Consider the following 23,296-nt stretch of genomic DNA (forward strand, 5'->3'; position numbering starts at 1 on the left):
TAGACTGAAATTTTTTAAGATGAAAAGAGTTGTCGTAGGACTTTCTGGAGGAGTAGATTCAAGTGTTACAGCCTACTTGCTAAAAGAGCAAGGGTATGATGTGATCGGATTATTTATGCGTAATTGGAACGATGCATCGGTAACGCTGGAAGATGAATGCCCATGGATAGAAGATAGTGCGGACGCTTTGTTGGTAGCTAAAAAATTAGATATTCCTTTTCAGGTAATTGATATGTCTGATTCGTACAAAGAACGTATTGTAGATTATATGTTTAATGAATACGAGCAAGGAAGAACACCAAATCCTGATGTATTATGTAACAGAGAAATTAAGTTCGATTTGTTTTTGAAAACAGCTTTAGAACTTGGTGCAGATTACGTTGCAACAGGACATTATGCACGAAAAACTTCTACAATTGATGAAAATGGAAAAGAGATTTTTCAATTGTTAAAAGGTAATGATAACAATAAAGATCAATCTTATTTCTTATGTCAATTGTCGCAAGATCAATTAAGCAAAGCATTATTCCCTATTGGAGATATTGAAAAGCCAGAAGTAAGAAGAATTGCGCAAGAACAAGATTTGGTAACCGCTAATAAAAAAGATTCGCAAGGATTATGTTTTATTGGAAAGGTAAGTTTGCCAGAATTTTTGCAACAGCAATTAAAACCAAAAGAAGGTGTAATTATAGAAATTGCAAAAGATTGGAACGGCTACAAACGCGAAATTCCAACTTTTGAAACGAAATACGAAGTATTAGACTTCGAAGCAAAAGGTTTTTCTTATAAACAGGAAGATGGAGAAGTTGTGGGTAAACACCAAGGTGCACATTACTTTACTCGCGGTCAACGAAAAGGATTGGGAGTTGGAGGAAAAATAGAACCTTTGTTTATTATTGATACGGATGTAGAGACAAATGTTATTTACACTGGTCAAGGAGCAGATCATCCTGGTTTATTGAAAAAAGCATTGTTTATTAAAGAAGAGGAAGTACATTGGGTTAGAGAAGATTTAGCTCTGAAAACGGATGAAACAATGGAAATTATGGCGCGTATTCGATACCGTCAACCTTTACAAAAAGCAATTTTACACAAAGCAGAAAACGGAATGTATGTAGAGTTTGAGAATCCTCAATCGGCAATTACAGAAGGTCAATTTTGTGCTTGGTACAATGGCGACGAACTTTTAGGTTCTGGTGTTATTAATAATTAAAATGTATTGATTCAATATATAAATCGAACGCTCAAGATTTTCTTGAGCGTTTTTTTTACATTTTTTTTAAAATAATTATTAACTGATTATTTCCTTCTTTCTAATTTATTAATCACAACAAATAATACTTATTAAAATAATTTTCTGATTTATTAAAATTATCGGAAAATTATTTTATAAAAATCTCTTGTGTCATTGATTGTGAGAGGTTTTTGTGAAATAATAATCAGTAAAATCCTTCTTTATTCTTTGATGTTTTATTATTTTTAAGTCTCAAAACATTATTAACACATTTTATCAACTACAAAAATGGCGAGATTAAACTTTTTAGAGGAAACGCGTTTTGAGAAAGTTCCTGTAACAGTCTACCCAAATCAACAAGTCGCTTCTCTACAAGTCGCGCATAGAATTGCTTCTATAATCAAAGAAAAACAAGCAAATAATGAAACGGCAGTTTTAGGTTTAGCCACTGGTGCTACTCCAATTGGTGTTTACAAGGAATTGGTGCGTTTACACAAAGAAGAAGGTTTAAGTTTTCAGAATGTTGTGACATTTAACTTGGATGAATACTATCCGATGCAGCCAACTGCAGAGCAGAGTTATGTAACATTTATGAACAAAAATTTATTTGATCATATAGACATTCCAAAAAATAATATTAATATTCCTGATGGGACATTAGAAGTTTCGGAAGTACAAGCTTTTTGTGAAGCTTATGAGCAAAAAATATCTGATTTTGGAGGATTAGATATCCAAATTTTAGGAATTGGACGTACTGGGCACATCGGGTTTAATGAGCCAGGTTCTGCGCCAAATTCTGCTACACGAATGGTTATTTTAGATGATTTAACTCGTCGTGATGCTTCTCGTGATTTTGGTGGGAAAAAAAATGTGCCAACAAAAGCCATTACAATGGGAGTTGGTACAATTTTCAAAGCCAAAGAAATCGTCTTAATGGCTTGGAATGAGAAAAAAGCAGAAATTCTAAAAAAAGCAGTAGAGAAAGAAATCTCTCCAGAAATTCCGGCAACTTATTTACAATTATCAGATAATGTAGAATTTGTTGTAGATGAAGATGCTGCTTCTTTATTAACACGTTTCGATACGCCTTGGTTAACACACGAAGTAACTTGGGATGATGTTATTACAAAAAAAGCAGTAGTTTGGTTATCGTTAAAATTAGGTAAAGCTATTTTGAAGTTAACGGATGATGATTACAATAATAATGGTATGGCTGACTTAGTTACTGAACAAGGTCCTGCATATAATATCAATATCAGAATTTTTAACGATTTACAACGTACGATTACAGGTTGGCCAGGTGGAAAACCAAATGTAGATGATTCAAATAGACCAGAGCGAGCAGAACCAGCGAAGAAAGATGTAATTTTATTTTCGCCTCACCCAGATGATGATGTGATTTCGATGGGAGGAACTTTTATTCGTTTAGCAGATCAAGGTCATAATGTACATGTAGCTTATCAGACTTCAGGAAATACTGCGGTTTGGGATGATGATGTATTGCGTTATTTAGAATTCGTTCAGGATTATGCTGGAGCTATTGACGAAAGTAACACTGTTACGAAAAAAACATACGAAGAAGCGCGTGAATTTTTCAAAAACAAAAAACCAAACGAAATCGATCCTGAAATTATCCGTACAATTAAAGCATTAATTCGTAAAGGAGAAGCTATTGCAGGTGCTCGGTTTGTAGGGTTGAAAGATGAAAATATTCATTTCCAAGATTTACCTTTTTATGATAGAAGTAAATTTGAAAAAAATATTTCGTTTGAAGATGATATTCAGCAAACAATGGAGTTATTGCGTCAAGTAAAACCACAACAAGTTTTTGCTGCTGGTGATTTTGCTGATCCACATGGAACGCATAAAGTTTGTTTTGATGTTTTATTCGAAGCATTGACTCGTTTACGAAAAACAGACGAATGGACAAAAGATTGTTGGTTGTGGTTGTATCGTGGTGCTTGGCACGAATTCCCTATTCATGAAATAGAAATGGCAGTTCCACTTTCTCCGCAGGAAGTAAAACGCAAGCGTTTAGCAATTTTTAAACATCAATCACAAAAAGATGTTCCAGTTTATCCAGGAGATGATCCTCGTGAATTTTGGGTTCGTGCAGAAGATCGTACAAGCGAAACAGCAGAGTTGTATAATAAATTAGGACTTGCAGATTACGAAGCAATAGAAGCTTTTGTAAAATGGAAGTTCGAAGATTAATAAAATACAAACGCTCAAGAAAATCTTGAGCGTTTATTTTTTATAAGTGTTTTGTATAAAACATTTTACTAAATTTATTTTATTTAAAAACATAAATCATGAAATACTTTGTACTATTACTGACTTTTTATTTTTCATCATTTACATATTCTCAAAGTAACGATTATAATTTGTTTACTTGGGAATATAAAATAGGAATTGTTAACAAAAATGGAGATGAAATAGTACCTCCAAATTATGATGAAGTAGTTAATAATATTGATAAATATGCTACTTATTTTGCGTTGAACGGAGAGAATGGCGCTGCTTTTATTTCTAATTATACTGATGAGATTGTAAAGTTTTCTTATGTGAACACTTATGATAAATTAAGTTTATATAATCAAAAATATTTTCATGCGATACAGAATGACGTATCTTATTTAGTTTCAACGAAAATTCTTAATGATAGAATCAGACTTCCCAAAAAATATAATCATGTTTTTAAAAAAGGAAATTATTTAATTGGATATTTAGAACAAAAGCCACCTTTTAATATTAACATAATTGATGTTAACAGCTTAAAAATAGTTAAAGAATTAAATAATGTTGAAAATTTAAGTTCGTATAAGGTAAGTGGAAATGGTAATGGTAATGTTTATTTTTATATTAATAAAAACCAAGTTATTTTTTATAATGATAAATTAGAAGAAATTGGCAAGATTAAATCTACATTTAGTAAACAAGAAATTGAAAACTATATTGAAAATACATTGAAATTAAAAATAGTAGATGAAGGATTTGTTAGTAGAAATGACACTTATGATACGGATATACCTAAATTTCCTCAAATTGAGATTTTACAAAATGAATCAGATTTAATTAAATGTTTTGTAAGTTATAAAGACGGAAGTAGAATTGAATTATTTACAATCAATTCGAATAATTATGTAGTTGAAGCGAATAATTATTTTAATGAAATTAGTTATCTCGATAAATCTAAAAAAGTGTTTATAAAATTTCATGTAGATCCAAAATCAATGCAAATTTTATTACCAAAAAAGTATTGGAATTTAATAAATTTACAAAAACTATAATATAAATGACACGCCAAATCCATCTAAATTCTACGACGAATCACATCACGCCGAATTAATCAACTATACTTTACCGGAAGATCAGATACCTTTTACAGCATTGCCTCATGAAACATTTGAACGATTAGAAATGCGTACGGATGATTATGCAAAACCAATTACAATTCTGTTAGATAATCAGCCGATTGGTTTGTTTGTCTTGGATTATGGGAATGATAAATTTGAGATGACAGCCAATGAAAATGCTTTGTTGTTACGCTCTTTGTCAATTAATCCGTTGTATCAAGGTAAAGGTTATGGAAAGGTAGCAATGCTTTTGATAGATAATTTTGTAAAAGAAAATTTCTTAACAATTAATGAATTAGTTTTAGCTGTTAATTTTAAAAATAAAGCAGCGTACGATTTATATGTAAAAGTAGGTTATATAGATGATGGTTTGCAGCGTGAATGGCACAATGGGATGCAGCATTTATTGAAAAAAAAGCTGTGATAAACTACAACTTTTCTTTCTCCCAGGCAACAACTTGTACTCCTTTTGAGTAATGAATTAAATCTGGATATGAGTCCAATTTTAAATCATTAATTTGATAATCAATCGCTAAAAAATCTAATTCAAGTTCGTCAATTTCCCATGGTAAATGATGAGTTTCGTAACGAAATAGTTGATTACTTTCTTCTAAATACAAACAATAACGTTCTGTCAAAAAAAGATCTAATTCAGTTTTGTGTTTCAGACTCATTCCGACATGAAAATCTGCTAAAAGAGAAAAATTTCGTTTTTCGTGCTTCGCTTGATACGAATTTTCAGTTCGTTGAATCGTTGATTTTTCATAAGGTAATCCCGAAAGTGATTTTGCAAGAAGTGCAGATAATAATTTTCCAGCTTCAATCGATAGAAAATAAACACCAGCTTTTCCGTCTTTTGTAACATACGTTCTTAAATTGATTTCATCAAAATCTGAAATAGGAGAAAAAGGAGGTAAAAAACGTGGACGAATTTTTTCCATTGTAAAAGCAACCACCGAAATCCAAGCTGAACCATTTATTTCGTCAATTTCTAACTCTTTTGGTACCAATTCTCTCAAAATTTGAGCGTCAATTCTATAATGAAAAAACAACGCTTTATTCCATTCTTGGTAATATTTCCACGGTTTTGTAGGATATTGCCAACTGCGATGTTTCGTTTCTTTTAAAATTTGTTTGATTGTATATTTCACTTAAAAGCTTGTTAAACTTATGATTGAAGATACTAAATCTATTGCGAAATAAAGAAAATTGTAGTTACTTCGTATACCAATTTTTATCATATGAAAAACGTATTTTATATTGTGTTGATTAGTTTGTTAACGTCATGTGCGGCCATTCATAATGTTCCAACTTCTCAAAATCCGAATAATTTTATTCAACCAAATACCACAAGTTCATTTGTTGATCAAAATGGAAATTTTTATCCAGATAATTGGTTGAAATCTTATGGTAAACCTCCTAAAAATGCAAGTCGAAGAGATTATTCATTGATGAAAATTGCGACTGAAAATAATTTTCAGACTCAATTGAGTTCTTACGAAGATTTGCGTTTAAAGAATATCGAAAGTAGAGTTAAGAATAAAAAACGTGTTATCATTTTTGTGCATGGAATCGATAATGATTATTTATTTAGTTTAAAGAATTACAACAAAGCCAAAACTTATATGAATATTAATTCGTCAAACGATGAGGTAATTAACTTTTATTGGGACGGATTGGTTAACGAAAGCCTTTTTGGTGCAGCTAAAGTTTGGGTAAGTGCAACTACAAATAGCCAAATGGCGGGTGTTTTTGGGTTACGAAGAATCTTGAATGTTATTCATAATAAAGATGTTTATTTGATTTCGCATAGTCGTGGAGCTTCAGTTGTATTGAGTGCTTTGGTAAATCCTTCGTTACGTGGAAGCGAGATAAAACGTGCCGAAAATGCGCATCATGTTGATTTTACAAATGCGCAAGCTTTATTAGAAAATAACAACAAAATTTACAGCATTATGTTAGCGCCAGCAATTGGAAAAATAGACTTTACAACAGATGCAGATCAACTCAAAACATTTACACCCCAATTAAAACGAATGCATATTACGATTAACAATACTGATTATGTGTTAGGTAAAGGTAAGATTGGTTTTTTATCACGAAACTTGATTGCGACTGATTTTGGCTATAAAAAAGATTTGTATGACGAACTTTCTAAAAATTATACGTTTTTAGAAGAAACAGATTTTTCAGGTCAAGATTCACATGAATTTAGAGAATATATCACAAATCCGAAATTTGTTTCTATTCTGAAAGAATTTAAGTTGACGAAATAAAGCGAAAAGCGAAGTTTTAATCTCGCTTATTCATTTCGTAAATCGTAATTCATACTTCATACTTCGTAATTATACGTTATTTCTTAAATTCAATAACTTCTAAATTTTCAATTTTCCCATCATTCAATTCAAAACGTAACATTGTACGAACTTTCTGAAAACCATGTTTACCAACAGCGCCAGGATTCATGTGAATTAAATTTAGTTGTTTATCGGGCATTACTTTTAGAATATGAGAATGACCACAAATAAATAATTTTGGAGGATTTTCGGTGATTTCTTTTCGAATTACAGGATTATATTTTCCTGGATAACCACCAATATGCGTCATCCAAACATCAACACCTTCTAAGGTAAATCTATTGTTTAGTGGGAATTCTGCACGAGCTTTATTGTCATCAATATTTCCATAAACAGCACGCAAAGGTTTTATTTTTGCTAAACTATCGGTTACTGAAATATCTCCTATGTCGCCAGCATGCCAAATTTCATCTGCTTGTTGCGCATATTCCAAAATTCTATCGTCGATATAAGAATGCGTGTCCGAAAGTAAAAGAATTTTCTTCAAAAGGTTGTATTTTTGTTGTTCAAATTTACAACAATTGCGATATTTTTTAGAATTAGCATACAACGGAAAAAATTATTTTGGTTACCAAATTCAACCCAATCAAATTTCGGTTCAAGAAGTTATCGAAGATCGATTGTCTAAAATATTAAGAAAAGAAATTTCGATTGTCGGTGCAGGGCGTACAGATTCGGGAGTTCATGCCAAAAAAATGTTTATACATTTTGATTATGAAGAAGTGTTGAATTATGATTTAATTAAAAAGTTAAATTCTTTTTTACCAAAAGATATAGCTGCTTATCGTTTATTTTTGATGGATGATGAAGCACATGCTAGATTTGATGCAACTTCACGTTCATACAATTACTTTATTTCGCCTTTCAAGGATCCTTTTGCTTTTGATAGCGCTTGGATTTTTAATCGTGAATTAGATGTTGAAAAAATGAACGAAGCAGCAAAATTGTTAATTAAGCAAGGAGATTTCGGAAGTTTTGCTAAATTACATACCGATGTGAAAACAAATATTTGTGATGTAAGAGAAGCGTTTTGGCGAAAAAATGAAAACGGACAATTGATTTTTAAGATCACGGCTGATCGTTTTTTACGAAATATGGTTCGCGCAATTGTTGGAACATTGGTTGAAGTTGGATTAGGAAGAATTTCTATCCACGATTTTGAAGAAATTATTGAACAAAAACAACGTTCCTCTGCTGGCGCTTCTGCACCGGCGCAAGGATTGTATTTAGTGGATGTTCAATATCCAAAAGAATTATTTAAAAATGAGTTCAAATAACGAGAATACTTCGTTTGATTTTAATGGATTAAAACGTGTTTTACAAATCGGTGCACAAAGCAAATTTTTGTTTTGGTCGGTGGTTTTTGTAGCGGTTTTTAGTGCAGTTTTTTCTGTTTATCGTCCATATTTAACTGGGAATATTATTGATGATTATATTCAGACCAAAGATCTACCAGGTCTTCAAATGCAAATCGTAAAACTAGCCTTGGTGTTGGTTTTCGAAGGTGTTTTGTCTTTTTTTATGGTTTATCTGGCGAATGTTGTTGCACAGCGAGTTATTCGTTTGTTGCGTGTTCGTTTGTATAATCATTTGATCAAATTTAAACTTGGTTATTTTGATAAAACACCAAATGGAGTTTTGGTAACACGCTCTGTTTCTGATATCGAAACAATTGCTGAGGTTTTCAATGATGGAATTTTAGTGATGTTGGGCGATGTGCTAAAAATTGTGTTCATTGTGGTTGTAATGTATTGGATGAATTGGGTTTTGGCAACTGTTGTTATCATTATTCTTCCATTGATGATGATTATTACACGATTGTTTCAAAAAGCCTTAAAAAATGTTTACCAAGAAGAACGTACCATTGTAGCAAAGTTGAACACTTTTGTGCAAGAGCGTTTGACAGGAATGAATATCATTCAAGTATTTAATCGTCAACAAGCAGAATACAACAAATTCGTTACGATTAACAATGATTTGAAGAAAAATTATCTAAAAACAGTTTTCTATTTTTCACTTTTATTCCCAGTTGTTGATGTTATTTCAGCTTTAGCAACAGGAAGTTTAATTTGGTTTGGAGGATTGAGAACTGCTGTTTATGGAGATGTTTCGGTTGGTGATTTAATTGCTTTTACACAATATGTTACGTTGTTAACAGCACCAATGCGTGCAATTGCAGAACGTTTCAATACGATTCAACGAGGTTTGGTTGGAGCAGATCGTGTATTTAAAATTTTGGATGATGATCAAACTTTGCCAGATAAAGGAAAAATCAAATTAGATCATGTAAAAGGAAAAATTGATTTCGAAGAGGTGAAGTTTTCTTATGTTCCGAATAATTTGGTTTTAAAAGGAATTTCTTTTTCAACAAGTCCAGGTGAAAAAGTAGCAATTGTAGGTGCTACTGGAGCAGGAAAATCGACCATTATTAATTTATTAAGTCGTTTTTATGACATCGATTCAGGAGCAATAAAAATAGATGATGTAGATATTTACGAAATGGATTTGAAAAATCTACGTCATCATGTAGCAGTTGTTTTACAAGATGTATTTTTGTTTAATACAACTATTTACGATAATATTGTTTTAGGAAATAAAGATATTTCGTTAGAAGAAGTACAAAATGCTGCAAAAATTATTGGAATTGATAATTTTATAATGTCCTTACCAAAAGGTTATTATAGCGAAGTAAGTGAGCGAGGTTCTACACTTTCTGTAGGACAAAGACAATTGATCTCGTTTTTGAGAGCATATTTATATAATCCAGAAATTTTAGTATTAGATGAAGCAACTTCTTCAATAGATACAGAATCGGAAGAATTGATTCAGAAAGCAACAGATAAGTTAACGCAAGGTAGAACGTCTATCATAATTGCACATCGTTTGGCAACTATTCAGAATGCAGATAAAATTATTGTAATGGATAATGGAATGATTGTTGAGCAAGGTACACATAGCGAATTGTTGGCAAAACATGGATATTACGCCAATTTATATGAAGTACAATTTTCGAAAGAAAATTAAAAAAATAACAAAAATAAATCATTAGATTTGTTTATATTGAACAATCAATAATATTAACTTTAAAACTCTAATTAAAATGAAAAAATTATTTTTAGCCGCTGCAGTATTAGGTGTAGTTTCTTTATCTTCTTGTAAATCTGAAAAAGAAAAAGTAGATGCAAAAGTAGAAAACACACAAGAAAATGTAGCAGAAACAGTAACTGATCAAGTAGAAGCTGGTAAAGAAACTATGGATAAAGTTGCTGATGTTGCAAAAGATTTTCCAACTTTCTCTAGTCCAGAAGCTAATGATTGGGCGAAAAGATATGGAGAATTAGCAGGAGAAATGAAAGTAGCTGCTACAGCTGGTGACCAAGCTAAATTAGCTGAATTAACTAAAAAAGCAGTAGATTTATCTACAGAGTTACAAAAAATTACTCAAAAATTATCTCCAGAGGATGCAAAGAAATTACAAGAATGGTCTGCTGAAATTCAGAAACAATTAACAAAATAATTAAACTTATTTTAAACGGTAAGCTCGAATTTATTCGGGCTTTTTTTATGATTTATGATATAGATTGATAATATAATAATCCATATCTTTATCACAAAAATTTATAGATATCAATTTTAATATATGACATTAGTACAATTACAATATGTGTTGGCTGTTGCTGAGCATAAGAACTTTACAATTGCTGCTGATAAATCTTTTGTAACTCAACCAACTTTGAGTATGCAAATTCAGAAATTGGAGAAAGAGTTAAATATTGATATTTTCGATAGGACATCACATCCAATCAAAATCACACAAATTGGAGAGAAAATTGTTGCACAAGCAAAAACAATTTTAATGGAAGCTAATCGGATGAAACACCTTGTTAATGAAGAAAAAGGTTTGTTAGAAGGTGATTTTATCATTGGAGTTATTCCAACTGTGTTACCATCTTTGGTACCATTGTTTTATAAAACGTTTCAAAAAAATAATCCGAAATCGAATTTGATTATTAAAGAATTACAAACGGATAAAATTGTAAAAGGTATAAAAGACGGTTCGTTAGATTTTGGTATTGTTGTATCTCCTCTTTTCGAAGATCAAATTATCGAAAGACCTTTATATTACGAGCCTTTGGTAGGTTATGTTCCGAATGGACATCGTTTAGCTGGAAATGAAAAGATTAATGAAAATGATTTAGACACTTCAGATTTATTGATTTTACAAGAAGGTCATTGTTTTAGAAACAATGTGCTGGCATTATGTGATACTACACATATGAAAAATCGACCAATTAAACTAGATTCAGGTAGTTTTGAAGCATTAGTTAAATTAGCAAATGATGGTTATGGAATGACATTATTACCATCATTGGTTGCAGATGATTTACCAGAAGAATATAAACGATTTGTGAAAAACTTTGAATCTCCAGTCCCAACTAGAGAAGTTTCATTAATTTTTCACCAATCTCAGTTAAGAGATTCGTTCGAAAAAGAATTGATGAATACAATTCAGAGTATTTTAAGAGGAAAAATTTTCTTAGAAAAAGATCAGAAAATGGATGCGAACATGGTTTCGTTACCGAAGAAATAAATGATTTAATTTTAATAAATAAAAAAAGCGACTTGAATTTCAAGTCGCTTTTTAGTTTATTGAACTATTTTTATGGGACAATTGTCGTAAATAAATAGGTTGCGAAAAGTGTTAATAATACAATTCCTTGTTGAATATTTGTACGTCCTGAACTTAAGGATAAATAAACAGTAAACAACGAAAGTACCAATAGAATAGAGGACTTTGCATCAATTCCTAAAGTCACTTCCAAACCAGTGAAATAACAAACGATAGCTACAGCTGGAATTGTTAATCCAATTGAAGCTAAAGCTGAACCTAAGGCTAAGTTAAGACTTGTTTGTAAGCGATCTTGTTTTGCGGCTTTGTATGCAGCTAAACCTTCTGGTAGTAAAATAACACCAGCAATGATGATTCCTACTAAAGATTTCGGAGCACCAAGCTCCATAACTATTGATTCAATAGTTGGAGACAATTTTTTTGATAATAAAACAACAGCGACTAATGCAATGATTAATAAAACTAAACTTGAAATTGTAGTCAATAAATTAGGTTTCTCTACATGTAATTCAGAAGCAACATTATCAGCGTTATTTTGTGGAAGAAAATAATCTCTGTGTCGTATTGTTTGTACAGAAATAAAACCTCCATATAAAATAAGAGAAATAATTGCGACAAAGATTAATTGGGAAGAAGAAAATTCACCTCCCTTTTCTGATGTCAAAAAATTTGGTAAAACCAAGGTTAATATTGAAATAGCAACTAACGTAATAAGCGCAGTTGAGACCCCTTGTTTAATAAAATTTTGTTCTCTAAAGCGTACTCCTCCAGCTAACAAACAAATTCCAATTATTCCAGTTAAAATAATCATAACAGCAGCAAAAACTGTATCTCTGGCTAAGACGGATGGAAATCCTGTAGGTTCTGACATCATTAGAGAAACAATGAGTGAAACTTCGATTACAGTAATGGCTAATGCTAAAATAATAGTTCCGAAAGGTTCTCCTACTTTATGAGCGACAACTTCTGCGTGATGGACAGCTGCTAAAACTGCAAATATTAATATGACTCCTAAAGCACCAGAAAACCATACATAATCTTTAAAATTGTCAGCAAGTCCTAGTGAAATTATTGCAATTATTGGACAAATGATTGTCCAATAGGGTAATGCTAAATTGAATTTTTTGGAAATAAAATTGTTTACGTGCATTAAATATATGATTTTGGATGAGTTACAAAAATAATCAATAATATTGATAATTAATATGTGTAATTATCATAAAAACCAATAATTATAGTTGTTTAATGATAAATTTACTGATTTTATACTAATGATTATCATAAATTGAGTATGAATAAAAAATTAAATTTGTAGTATGTTAAATGTATCTGACGAAAAGTTAAAAAAATGGTTTAGTATAGCTTGTGTGTGGGAAACGATAAGTTGTGCACTTTTATTTTTAGTTGCAATGCCAATCAAATATCAATTTGATTATGTGTTACCAATGCCATTTGCTGGCTGTTTTCACGGTTTTTGGTTTACAGCTTACTTGTTATTACTTTTCAAAGTCAGAAAAATATATAAATGGGATGACGAAGATTTTATCATTTATATTATGTATGCATTTGTGCCGTTTGCAACTTTAGCGGTACATAAAGTGATAAAAGAAGATAAAAATAATAATCAATAAAAAAACGGCTTCATATTGAAGCCGTTTTTTTAATAATCATAAATTTTTCGCCATTTGGCAACAGTATTTCTACTGATTTTAAATTTGTCAGCTATGACTGTATTGGTGTAATTATTTTTTTTCTGAACATCTAATATTTTAATAATAGAATCTAAATCATAAGATTTATGCTTTTGATTTTCTGAAGTCTTTCTCGCATTCAAAATTTCAGAAACTTTTATGACATCCAAAAAATCCATGTCTTTTTTTAAAAGCTTTTTGGTTTGGTTGATTTTTTCTGGAAATTTTTTTTGAATAATATCTTCGTAAATTTTTTGGTAGTTAGGTTTTTGCATAATGAGTAAGGTTTAATTTTGTGGTAGGTATTTTTTTATCCAATTATGAATGGTATTTTTAGGTATATTATATTCATTCGAAATCTCCTGAATCTTTTTATTTTCATTGGCGTATAGATCCAATACAAAATCAATAATTTCTTTTGTATAAACACTTTTACGATAATTTGGCAAAGAAGAACTAGTAGAAGAACTTTTCTTAGAAGGTGTTTTGCCAACAGGCGCATATAATATGATATGTTGTGTATAAATTCTAAAAAAATCGTACTCTAATAACTTCGACTATTTTAATAAATCGTCTGTTAAAATTGTTTTACTCTTGTAATGATTTTTTATATCACTTTCTGTGTAAGTCTTAAAGAAAGCGACTATTCTGGATATATCAATTTCCAATTCTTCAACTCTTTTTTGGATCAAAGAGCCTATGTGTATATCTTTCATAGGTAATAGGTTTAGTAGTAAGTAATTGTAAATATAATAAAATGAATATATTAAACCTAAAATATCTTTGTTAAATTTTGTTGATCACATCAAAAAAGAAGGTTTCGTTATATTGAATTTATTTTATAATTTTATGCAACTAAATTAAGTATAATGATTATTCAACCAAGAACAAGAGGTTTTATTTGTATTACAACTCATCCAGAGGGTACTGCAAAAAATGTTCACAATCAAATTGAGTACGTAAAATCAAAAAATATATTAGCCGAAGGACCAAAAAAAGTATTGGTAATTGGAGCTTCGACAGGTTTTGGTCTGTCATCTCGTATTACAGCTGCTTTTGGATATAATGCTGCAACAATAGGTGTTTTCTTCGAAAAACCTGCTGCTCCAAAAAAACCTGGTACTGCTGGTTGGTATAACACGGCTGCTTTCGAAAAAGAAGCGCACGAAGCTGGTTTATATGCTAAGAGTATCAATGGCGATGCTTTTTCTGATGAAATTAAACAACAAACGATTGATTTAATCAAACAAGATTTAGGTCAAGTAGACTTAGTGGTGTATAGCTTGGCTTCTCCACGTCGCACACATCCTAAAACAGGAGTAGCATATTCTTCAGTTCTTAAACCAATAGGTGAACCTTTTACGAATAAGACAGTAGATTTTCATACTGCAAGTGTAACGGATATTACAATTAATCCGATTGAATCTCAAGAAGAAATTGATAATACAATTGCGGTAATGGGAGGTGAAGATTGGAAATTTTGGATGGAAGATTTAAAAGCTGCTGGTGTTTTAGCTGAAGGGGTAAAAACAGTTGCTTATTCTTACATTGGACCAGAATTAACACATAGAATCTATAAAGATGGATCTATTGGTATGGCTAAAAACGATTTAGAAAAAACTGTACCTGTAATCAATGAATTATTAGCTGATTTGAATGGTGTTTCTTATGTTTCTGTAAATAAAGCGTTGGTAACACAATCAAGTTCGGCAATTCCAGTTGTGCCATTGTATGTTTCGTTGTTGTACAAAGTGATGAAAGAGAAAGGGATTCATGAAGGAACAATCGAGCAAATGCAACGTTTATTCGAGGAGCGTTTATATACAGCAAATGGAGAAGTTCCATTAGATGAAAATGGACGTATTCGAATCGATGATTTAGAAATGCGCGAAGATGTACAAAAAGAGGTTGATGATTTGTGGAAAATTGTAACGTCTGAAAATATCAACGAAATTTCAGATATTAAAGGTTATCGTGATGAGTTTTTCCAATTATTTGGATTCAATTATGACCAAATCGATTATGAAGCAGAAACTGACGAATTGGTAACAATTCCAAGTATTTCTTAAGACAAGAATTTTATAATCATATAAAGCCTCGAAAATTTTTTCGAGGCTTTTTTTGTCTCAATAAAATAAGTAAAAAATAATTTTATTCGTATTCATTCAGTTTATTGGATTTGGTTTTGTTAAAAATGTAAATCTATTTTTATGAATAATTTAAAAAAAAACAGTTTAATAATTGTTTTAAATTATATTATTCTTAAGTTTTAAGTTTTCTTTTAGAAATATATCTAAATAATATAAAATTTATTTTTCGAATCTTAAAAATATATCCGAAACACTTTACATTTCGTCAAGTTTTAACACATGTATTTTTATGTCAATTTGGAAAATTAAACCATTAGCGAAATTAATAGAAGATTCGCAAGAAACAGAAGGTGGTTTAAAAAGATCTCTATCTTCGGGAGCTTTGGTCGCTTTGGGAATCGGTGCAATCATTGGTGCAGGATTATTTAGTTTAACAGGAATTGCGGCAGCAGATCATGCTGGTCCAGCAGTTACTTTGTCGTTTGTATTAGCAGCCGTAGGTTGTGCCTTTGCAGGTCTTTGTTATGCCGAATTTGCCTCAATGATTCCAGTTGCAGGAAGTGCTTACACGTATTCTTATGCAACGATGGGAGAGTTTATTGCTTGGATTATTGGTTGGGATTTGGTGTTAGAATATGCTTTAGCAGCGGCAACCGTAAGTGTGAGCTGGTCAGCATATGTCGATAAGTTTTTGCAAGGAATTAATATTCATTTACCTCAAGAATTACTACATGCACCAGCTGATGGAGGAATGATTAATTTACCTGCAATATTTATCGTGTGCTTGTTGTCATTAGTATTAATAAGAGGAACAAAAGAATCTGCGATTATCAATAATATTTTGGTTATTTTGAAAGTAAGTGTGGTAATCGTTTTTATTGTTTTGGGATGGAGTCATATTAACCCTGAAAATCATATTCCATTTATACCTAAAAACATTCCAGGAACTCAATTTGGTGGTATGCCTGGTATTGCAGCAGGAGCAGCAGTTGTGTTTTTTGCTTTTGTAGGTTTTGATGCGGTTTCTACTGCCGCACAAGAAGCAAAGAATCCACAAAAAGGAATGCCGATTGGTATTTTGGGATCTTTGGTGATTTGTACGATTTTGTATGTGTTATTTTCGTGGGTAATGACAGGATTGGTTCCTTATCAAACTTTTAAAGGAGATGCTTCTCCAGCTGCTACAGCTTTTGCAGTAACAAGTTATACATTTTTGCAAAGTGTGTTGATTTTAGCAATTATAGCAGGCTATACATCAGTTATATTAGTGATGTTATTAGGACAAAGTCGCGTGTTTTATAGCATGAGTAATGACGGATTGTTACCTTCTTTCTTTTCAGATGTTCACAAAAAATTTCGCACACCTTGGAAAACCAATTTATTCTTTTTGGTTTTTGTAAGCATTTTTGCAGGATTTGTACCAATCAAAGATTTAGGACATATGGTAAGTATCGGAACTTTATTCGCTTTTACATTGGTTTGTATTGGAATAATTGTAATGCGCAAAAAAATGCCAAATGCAGAACGTAAGTTTAAAGTGCCATTGGTTCCTTTAGTTCCAATCTTGGGAATAATTGTATGTGTTTATTTAATGACATCATTAACGATGGAAAGTTGGTGGCGACTTTTAATTTGGTTAGTGATTGGAATTTGTATTTACTTTTTCTACGGAAAACAACATAGTAAAGTTGATGGTTAGGAAATCATCGTTTTGAGTTTTTAGAAATCCTTTGTCTTTTAGATAAAGGATTTTTTTATTCATTTCAATTAAATAAAAAAAGCTTCAAACAAATGTTTGAAGCTTTTAGCGGAGAGTGAGGGATTCGAACCCCCGGAGGTGTGACCCTCAACAGTTTTCAAGACTGCCGCATTCGACCACTCTGCCAACTCTCCAACACAGCGTTTATTGCCGTATTGCGAGTGCAAATATAGAACGCTTTTTCGTTTTTCCAAACTCTAAAAACAATTATTTTTAAAATAATTTTTAACAAAATGATTATCAGTTGAATATTTTTTAAAAAAATTTCAAATAGTAGTATTTATCTTTGTTACGATTAATTTTTAAGATGATTAGAAGGGTAGAAGATGATGATTTTTCGAGATTGAGAGAAATTTGGGAAAGTTCGGTTTTGCATACACACGATTTTTTAACAGAAGTGGATTTTGAATTTTATAAAGAAAACTTACCTAATTATTTTCCGCATGTCGCTTTATATGGTTTTGAAATTAAAAGTCAATTAGTAGGATTTGTAGGTGTGGCAGAGCATAATCTTGAAATGTTGTTTATTCACAACGATTTCCGAAGAAAAGGAATTGGAAAAGCTTTGTTAGAATTTTCGATTCAAGAATTGAATGTAAAATCAGTTGATGTAAACGAACAGAATAAACAAGCAGTAGATTTTTATTTGAGTCAAGGCTTTCATATAGTTTCACGATCTGAAAAAGATGAAGAGGAAAAAGATTATCCAATCTTACATTTGAGTTTATAGTTTGAAATTAGTGCATTAACTTTGCAGATTATTACATTTTAGCCATGCATTCATCGATCGAATTATCATCTACTCAAAAAAATCGTATTCGTTTCGCCGTTTCGCTTTTCTTTTTTTCACAAGGTTTAGCATTTTCGTCTTGGGCAAGTAGAATTCCAACAATCAAATCAGATTTAGGAATTTCAGAAGGTCAATTGGGAACATTACTTTTATTGATGCCAATTGGGCAATTGTGTACAATGGCACTTTCGGGTAAGTTAGTTGCTAAATTCGGAAGTAAAAATGTATTAAAAATTGTTGTATTAATTTATCCTTTAATTCTTTGTTGTATTGGTTTAGCGCAAAACTTTTATCAATTAGGAGCAGTTTTGTTCTTTTTTGGTGTAGTTGGAAATATGTGTAACATTTCGGTGAATACGCAAGGCGTTGAGGTAGAAAAAATATATGGTAAATCAATTATGTCATCTTTTCATGGAGCATGGAGTATTGCTGGTTTTACGGGGGCTTTGATTGGTTTATTGATGATGAATTTACATGTAAATACATTTTATCATTTTGTAATTGTTTATGGTTTAATTGTCCTGAATTGGTTAATTAATAAAAAATATTTGGCCAATTCTACTCCAACAGAAATTAAAGAAAAGAAATCAATTTTCTCTAAACCAGATGCTATTTTGGTTCAACTCGGAATTATAGGTTTTCTAAGTATGGCAACAGAAGGAGCGATGTTTGATTGGAGTGGAGTTTATTTTCAAGATATTGTAAAAGCGCCTCAAAACTTAGTTGTCGTGGGATATGCTTCTTTTATGGTGATGATGGCGACAGGACGATTCGTAGGTGATTATTTTATCAGTAAATATGGAAAGCAGCGTATTATGCAATTAAGTGGTGTATTGATGTTTTCTGGCTTGATGCTTTCGGTGTTTTTTCCTCAATTTATAGTATCTACCATCGCTTTTATGATGGTTGGATTAGGTGTTGCTTGTAATGTACCGACGGTTTATAGTGTTGCAGGAAAAAATAAAAATGTAAATCCAGGTGTTGCATTGGCAATGGTTTCGAGTATTTCTTTTTTAGGATTTTTGATGGGACCACCGTTGATAGGCTATATTGCAGAAGCTTTTGATTTGAGGTTTTCGTATGCGCTATTTGCTTGTTTTGGGTTGATTATGATTTTTATGGTTGGAAGAATGAAAATCTTTAAGACTGAACAGTCTGAAGATTAGTTTTTTGAATCAAGTATGGTTTATGGATTTTTAGATAGAAAATAACTCCAGCAAAATAACTTATACTATCAAAAAAATCAGCTGTATAATCATTTGATATTTTAGGCATTATGACTTCTAATAAAATACTCAAAACAAGTGCTGTAATAATCAAATAACTTGTTGGATAAATATACAATTGTCCGTTATATTTTAGTTTCGAAATGATATAACTTCCCAAGTGCGTCATGGCAGGAACTGCAAAAATATCAGTTAAATAATGATTGAGATACTCAATTTCTATAGAATATAGACGAGTAAGTTTGATGAATATCCAACTCAATAAATAGAAGCAAAAATAAGGGTCGAATAATTTCATACTTACACAACTAACAATATAATTAAGACACAAAAAACACCCAAAATCGCAAGAAATATAAAAAATGTATCGTCTATTATTTTTTGAGTTGGACTTCGTTTGTCTTTATTTTCCATTACCCGAACAAGTTTTTACAAAATTATTTTATTCAATTTGATATAGAGGAGATTAATATCATGTTTATTCTTATATTTAGTCCTATGATTAGCTAAATATGAAGAGTTTTTTAGAATCAAAATGGTTTGATTTTTTTATTATTTGTGTCAGAATTTCAATGATAAGGTTATTTTTAGGCTATGGTTGGACCAAGTTGACAGAAAATCAGTTTGGAGTATCTCCTGAAGTATTATTAACACCTTTAAAAGACTTATCATTATTTCAAGTTGGATGGTATTTATTTGATCATCAACCATTCAAATTTATAATTGGTATTTCTCAAATAATTTGTGCCTTATTATTAGTTTTTAATCGAACAGTAATTATTGGAACGTTAATGTTTATAGTAATTACTTTTAATATTCTGATTATAGATGAAACTATTATGCCCGATGTTATGAGAATTCCATTTAGACATAGATTGTTGACATATATAGCTTTAGCTTTTGTTATTTTATATCATTATAGAGAACGGTTTTTACCAGCAATAAAAATAATACTTAGTAAATATCAACAAAAAATTAAAGTAAAATTTTGGTGGTTTTTATTGATACCCGTAGGATTAATTTTAGTTGAATTGATATCTGTTTTTGTTTCCATAATAATTAAGTTTATTACTGATTATAATTCTGCAGTAAGTTCTGTCTCGGAAATGTTTAACTTTTTATTAGATAAAATAAAATGAAAAAAAATAATACTATTTCTATTCTTTCCAATTGCTCTTTTTGCACAAGAAGTTGCTCAGAATGATCAATTAAAAAATAAGTTGTTGATGAATTTTAGTCAACAATCTGGCTATTTTGATTTTAAGTATTCGCAAGATTTATCGCTCGAAAAGAATAATGAATTGATGCAAGATTATTTTAAAAATTATACAAATCAACAACAAGATGTTTCTCCTTTAAAGCCAGTTGAGAAAAGAATTCCTTATGAATATGATGATTCAAAAACATATGGACAAAATTTAGTAAGAAGTGTTGTACATGAGATGTTTTTTAGCAAGCCATTGAAATTAGGGAAATAAAAAAAGCCCAATCCTTGGATTGAGCTTTAAAATACTATAAAAATATATAAAAATTCTGAGCTTAGAATTTTATATCTTCTGTGGTAGCGATCAAATCTTGAATAGTTTCGCGACGACGAATTAAATAATCTTTGTCGTCAATTAACAAGACTTCCGCTGGTTTGAAACGCGAATTGTAGTTAGAAGCCATAGAGAAGCAATACGCTCCTGCATTATGGAAACATAAAATATCACCTTCGCTAATTTCATTTATTTTACGATTCGATCCAAACGTATCTGTTTCACAGATGTATCCTACAACCGTATAATAACGGCTGCGTCCTTCTGGATTAGAAATATTTTCAATTTCGTGATGAGCACTGTAAAACATTGGACGAATCAAGTGGTTGAAACCTGTATCAATTCCCGCAAAAACAGTAGACGTTGTTTGTTTTACAACATTTACAGATGCTAAGAAAGATCCTGCTTCAGAAACCATGTATTTTCCTGGTTCGAACATCAATGTTAATGGTTTTCCGTACGCTTTTTCAAACTCATTGAAACGAGCTGATAAACGTTCACCTAAATATTCAATATCTGTTTCATCTGCTCCTGGATAATAAGGAACTTTAAATCCTGATCCAAAATCGATGTAAGATAAATTCTTGAATTCTGCAGCAACTTCAAATAAAATTTCAGCACCTTGTAAGAAAACATCAATGTCTAAAATATCAGAACCTGTGTGCATGTGAACACCATCTAAATGTAAGCCTGTATTCTCTACTACACGTTTGATATGCGGTAATTGGTGAATAGAAATTCCAAATTTAGAATCGATATGTCCTACCGAAATATTTGCATTTCCTCCTGCCATAATATGCGGATTGATACGTACACATACTGGGTATTTAGGGAAATCGTGACCGAAAATTTCTAACACCGAAAGGTTATCAATATTAATTCTTACACCTAAAGCAATAGCTTGTTTAATTTCTTCATAAGAAACACCATTTGGTGTATAAATAATTTCTTTTGGTTTGAAACCAGCCATTAATCCTAATTCTACTTCTTGAATAGAAACAGTATCTAATCCTGAACCAAGAGATTTGAAATACTTTAAAATATTAAGATTTGTGTTTGCCTTACATGCATAATTTAACTTTAAACGTTTTACTGTAGAAAATGCATTTGTCATCTTATCATATTGCGATTTTATTTTATTCGCATCATATACATATATTGGTGCGCCATATTTTTGCACCAATTCTAATAGACGTTCTCTATTCAGTTCCATTTTGTTTATTTTTTGTTTAAAGTTAAATTTCAGATCCCAAAATTACGGATTACAAATGGTTTTCTGAAGATAATTCAGAATAAACTTATTAAAAATCAGTAATTTCGAATATTATTTAAACGATTAAAAAGTATTTCGAATATTATTCGGTAATATGAGATTTAATCCTTCCACCATTCTTTGAAGTTGAACACAGAATCGTTCAAATTTAGAGGTTCACCAATCATTGGAGTCAAAATATCGAAGTTATTCTGCTTACCATTCTCCATAATTTTTTCTAAAGGTTCGTCCCAAGCATGTTTTGCTAAAGCAAATTTTGCAGCATGCACAGGAATAATATGTTTAACTTTTAAATCGGTAATAATCGTAGGTAAATCTGTTGGTAAAGCATGAATGTATTTCCAAGCATCGTTGTATTGTCCATTTTCTAGAATCGCATAATCAAACGGACCATATTTATCTCCAATTTGTTTGAAATGTGTGTCATAACCACTATCACCACCCAGAAATATTTTTTGAGTTGGCGTTTCTAACACATAAGATGTCCAAAGCGTTGTATTTCGTTTAAATTTTCGACCAGAAAAATGACGAGCTGGTGTAAATGTAATTTTAAGATTGTTTTTTAAAATTACACTCGCATTCCATTCTTCTTCGATTAATTGTTCTGGTAGATAATTCCATTTCTCAAAATGCGCACCAACACCTAAAGGTAAAATTACTTTATCCACTTTTGGACGCAATTCTTTTACCGTTTCATAATCTAAATGATCATAATGATCGTGAGAAATAACTAAATAATCAATCTTAGGAAAATCTTTTACATGATAGGTATTTGCACCTTTAAATGCTTTATTGAAAATTGGCAAAGGTGAACCATATTCGCTAAATACAGGATCGATTAAGAAATTAATACCGTCTAATTGAATGTAATAAGATGAGTGTCCCAACCAAATAAATACATTTTCTGATTTTGGAATTGATTTAATATCTGTCTGAATATGAGGAATGGAATCTGTTGGATTTAATTTTGGATTTTTTGTGCCAAATAAAAATGAAACCATTTCTTTTTTCATATCGTAACCTTCTGCCAATGCAGGCGTATGATGAATATTTTGAAAATGTCCGTCTTTGTATAATTTAGATTGTTTCATTCGTTCCAATCTTTTTCCAGAAGGTTCGGCACCAAATGTATTCATTTGTAGAACCGCGAAAGTTGCAATTACAAGAATCACAATCAAACTTAATAGGAAGTAAAGCATTCGTTTTAAAACTTTTCGTTTATTGATTTTTTTCATTGATGTTCAAAAGTATAAAATTCTTAAGTAGCTTTTAAAAATTAAATACTTAAATAGTAATGTAACATTTGTAACTTTCAACTTGTATTAATTTTATCAACTTTGTAAAAGAAAATA

The 23,296-nt window shown here is 30.9% G+C and carries 23 protein-coding genes and 1 tRNA gene; 16 read left to right on the forward strand and 8 right to left on the reverse strand.

The window, feature by feature from the left end; all coding sequences use genetic code 11:
- Nucleotides 1-19 precede the first annotated feature (19 nt).
- The 4 genes from mnmA to AC2I98_RS14315 all read left to right on the forward strand — a co-directional run bounded on the left by mnmA (nucleotide 20) and on the right by AC2I98_RS14315 (nucleotide 5,014).
- Nucleotides 20-1,213, forward strand: a complete 1,194-nt coding sequence (gene mnmA / locus AC2I98_RS14300; protein ID WP_486412313.1) for a tRNA 2-thiouridine(34) synthase MnmA — start codon at nucleotides 20-22, stop codon at nucleotides 1,211-1,213.
- A gap of 309 nt (nucleotides 1,214-1,522) precedes the next feature.
- Nucleotides 1,523-3,448, forward strand: coding sequence for a glucosamine-6-phosphate deaminase (gene nagB, locus AC2I98_RS14305; protein ID WP_486412314.1), 1,926 nt, complete (start codon nucleotides 1,523-1,525; stop codon nucleotides 3,446-3,448).
- Between the two features lie 98 nt (nucleotides 3,449-3,546).
- Nucleotides 3,547-4,524, forward strand: coding sequence for a hypothetical protein (locus AC2I98_RS14310; protein ID WP_486412315.1), 978 nt, complete (start codon nucleotides 3,547-3,549; stop codon nucleotides 4,522-4,524).
- A 100-nt stretch (nucleotides 4,525-4,624) separates the two neighbouring features.
- Nucleotides 4,625-5,014, forward strand: coding sequence for a GNAT family N-acetyltransferase (locus tag AC2I98_RS14315; protein WP_486412316.1), 390 nt, complete (start codon nucleotides 4,625-4,627; stop codon nucleotides 5,012-5,014).
- 4 nt (nucleotides 5,015-5,018) lie between these two features.
- Here AC2I98_RS14315 and AC2I98_RS14320 read toward each other — a convergent pair whose 3' ends face one another.
- Entirely contained in the window at nucleotides 5,019-5,741 is a 723-nt protein-coding gene (locus tag AC2I98_RS14320; RefSeq protein WP_486412317.1) for a YqjF family protein, read from the reverse strand.
- A gap of 90 nt (nucleotides 5,742-5,831) precedes the next feature.
- Here AC2I98_RS14320 and AC2I98_RS14325 point away from each other — a divergent pair, with 90 nt between their 5' ends.
- Nucleotides 5,832-6,866, forward strand: coding sequence for an alpha/beta hydrolase (locus tag AC2I98_RS14325; protein ID WP_486412318.1), 1,035 nt, complete (start codon nucleotides 5,832-5,834; stop codon nucleotides 6,864-6,866).
- A gap of 76 nt (nucleotides 6,867-6,942) precedes the next feature.
- Here the strand turns inward: AC2I98_RS14325 and AC2I98_RS14330 are convergent, their stop codons facing one another.
- Entirely contained in the window at nucleotides 6,943-7,434 is a 492-nt protein-coding gene (locus AC2I98_RS14330; protein ID WP_486412319.1) for a metallophosphoesterase family protein, read from the reverse strand.
- 34 nt (nucleotides 7,435-7,468) lie between these two features.
- Between AC2I98_RS14330 and truA the strand changes: the two genes are divergently transcribed.
- The 4 genes from truA (at nucleotide 7,469) to AC2I98_RS14350 (ending at nucleotide 11,538) form a co-directional block, all read left to right on the forward strand.
- Entirely contained in the window at nucleotides 7,469-8,224 is a 756-nt protein-coding gene (gene truA / locus AC2I98_RS14335; protein WP_486412320.1) for a tRNA pseudouridine(38-40) synthase TruA, read from the forward strand.
- Nucleotides 8,211-9,971 (forward strand): ABC transporter ATP-binding protein, encoded by a 1,761-nt coding sequence (locus AC2I98_RS14340; protein ID WP_486412321.1) that lies wholly within the window; start codon nucleotides 8,211-8,213, stop codon nucleotides 9,969-9,971. The genes truA and AC2I98_RS14340 overlap by 14 nt, the downstream gene beginning before the upstream one ends.
- A gap of 76 nt (nucleotides 9,972-10,047) precedes the next feature.
- On the forward strand, nucleotides 10,048-10,464 hold the full coding sequence (locus AC2I98_RS14345; protein ID WP_486412322.1) for a hypothetical protein: 417 nt from the start codon (nucleotides 10,048-10,050) through the stop codon (nucleotides 10,462-10,464).
- Nucleotides 10,465-10,587: 123 nt separating this feature from the next.
- Nucleotides 10,588-11,538 carry a LysR substrate-binding domain-containing protein gene (locus tag AC2I98_RS14350; protein WP_486412323.1) on the forward strand — a complete coding sequence of 317 codons (951 nt, stop codon included), beginning with the start codon at nucleotides 10,588-10,590 and terminating at the stop codon, nucleotides 11,536-11,538.
- Nucleotides 11,539-11,608: 70 nt separating this feature from the next.
- Here AC2I98_RS14350 and AC2I98_RS14355 read toward each other — a convergent pair whose 3' ends face one another.
- A complete protein-coding gene (locus tag AC2I98_RS14355) occupies nucleotides 11,609-12,727 on the reverse strand; it encodes a calcium:cation antiporter (protein ID WP_486412324.1) in 1,119 nt (372 codons plus the stop codon).
- 166 nt (nucleotides 12,728-12,893) lie between these two features.
- Between AC2I98_RS14355 and AC2I98_RS14360 the strand changes: the two genes are divergently transcribed.
- Nucleotides 12,894-13,208 carry a DUF3817 domain-containing protein gene (locus tag AC2I98_RS14360; RefSeq protein ID WP_486412325.1) on the forward strand — a complete coding sequence of 105 codons (315 nt, stop codon included), beginning with the start codon at nucleotides 12,894-12,896 and terminating at the stop codon, nucleotides 13,206-13,208.
- Between the two features lie 29 nt (nucleotides 13,209-13,237).
- On the opposite strand, the gene AC2I98_RS14365 is transcribed toward AC2I98_RS14360, so the two are convergent.
- Nucleotides 13,238-13,543, reverse strand: a complete 306-nt coding sequence (locus AC2I98_RS14365) for a helix-turn-helix domain-containing protein (RefSeq protein ID WP_486412326.1) — start codon at nucleotides 13,541-13,543, stop codon at nucleotides 13,238-13,240.
- 594 nt (nucleotides 13,544-14,137) lie between these two features.
- Between AC2I98_RS14365 and fabV the strand changes: the two genes are divergently transcribed.
- Together fabV and AC2I98_RS14375 are read left to right on the forward strand one after the other, a co-directional pair.
- Complete coding sequence (fabV, locus tag AC2I98_RS14370; protein ID WP_486412327.1) at nucleotides 14,138-15,337, forward strand: enoyl-ACP reductase FabV; 1,200 nt, start codon at nucleotides 14,138-14,140, stop codon at nucleotides 15,335-15,337.
- A 310-nt stretch (nucleotides 15,338-15,647) separates the two neighbouring features.
- On the forward strand, nucleotides 15,648-17,057 hold the full coding sequence (locus AC2I98_RS14375; RefSeq protein WP_486412328.1) for an amino acid permease: 1,410 nt from the start codon (nucleotides 15,648-15,650) through the stop codon (nucleotides 17,055-17,057).
- 109 nt (nucleotides 17,058-17,166) lie between these two features.
- Here AC2I98_RS14375 and AC2I98_RS14380 read toward each other — a convergent pair.
- Nucleotides 17,167-17,251: transfer RNA gene (locus AC2I98_RS14380), tRNA-Ser, on the reverse strand.
- A 173-nt stretch (nucleotides 17,252-17,424) separates the two neighbouring features.
- On the opposite strand from AC2I98_RS14380, the gene AC2I98_RS14385 reads away from it, so the two are divergent.
- Together AC2I98_RS14385 and AC2I98_RS14390 are read left to right on the forward strand one after the other, a co-directional pair.
- On the forward strand, nucleotides 17,425-17,847 hold the full coding sequence (locus tag AC2I98_RS14385) for a GNAT family N-acetyltransferase (protein ID WP_486412329.1): 423 nt from the start codon (nucleotides 17,425-17,427) through the stop codon (nucleotides 17,845-17,847).
- Between the two features lie 44 nt (nucleotides 17,848-17,891).
- The gene (locus tag AC2I98_RS14390) at nucleotides 17,892-19,073 is read left to right on the forward strand and encodes an MFS transporter (protein ID WP_486412330.1); all 1,182 of its coding nucleotides are present in this window, start codon (nucleotides 17,892-17,894) and stop codon (nucleotides 19,071-19,073) included.
- Here the strand turns inward: AC2I98_RS14390 and AC2I98_RS14395 are convergent.
- Nucleotides 19,048-19,431 (reverse strand): hypothetical protein, encoded by a 384-nt coding sequence (locus tag AC2I98_RS14395; RefSeq protein WP_486412331.1) that lies wholly within the window; start codon nucleotides 19,429-19,431, stop codon nucleotides 19,048-19,050. The two genes, AC2I98_RS14390 and AC2I98_RS14395, sit on opposite strands and share 26 nt — an antisense overlap.
- A gap of 214 nt (nucleotides 19,432-19,645) precedes the next feature.
- Between AC2I98_RS14395 and AC2I98_RS14400 the strand changes: the two genes are divergently transcribed.
- The gene (locus AC2I98_RS14400) at nucleotides 19,646-20,272 is read left to right on the forward strand and encodes a hypothetical protein (protein WP_486412332.1); all 627 of its coding nucleotides are present in this window, start codon (nucleotides 19,646-19,648) and stop codon (nucleotides 20,270-20,272) included.
- 87 nt (nucleotides 20,273-20,359) lie between these two features.
- Nucleotides 20,360-20,611: a hypothetical protein gene (locus tag AC2I98_RS14405; protein WP_486412333.1), complete on the forward strand. Its 252-nt coding sequence runs from the start codon at nucleotides 20,360-20,362 to the stop codon at nucleotides 20,609-20,611.
- A gap of 61 nt (nucleotides 20,612-20,672) precedes the next feature.
- On the opposite strand, the gene lysA is transcribed toward AC2I98_RS14405, so the two are convergent.
- Both lysA and AC2I98_RS14415 read right to left on the reverse strand, forming a co-directional pair.
- Nucleotides 20,673-21,884: a diaminopimelate decarboxylase gene (lysA, locus tag AC2I98_RS14410; protein WP_486412334.1), complete on the reverse strand. Its 1,212-nt coding sequence runs from the start codon at nucleotides 21,882-21,884 to the stop codon at nucleotides 20,673-20,675.
- A 161-nt stretch (nucleotides 21,885-22,045) separates the two neighbouring features.
- Nucleotides 22,046-23,179, reverse strand: coding sequence for an MBL fold metallo-hydrolase (locus tag AC2I98_RS14415; protein WP_486412335.1), 1,134 nt, complete (start codon nucleotides 23,177-23,179; stop codon nucleotides 22,046-22,048).
- Nucleotides 23,180-23,296: the final 117 nt, after the last annotated feature.

Source organism: Empedobacter sp. EJD.6dd, from assembly GCF_057369435.1.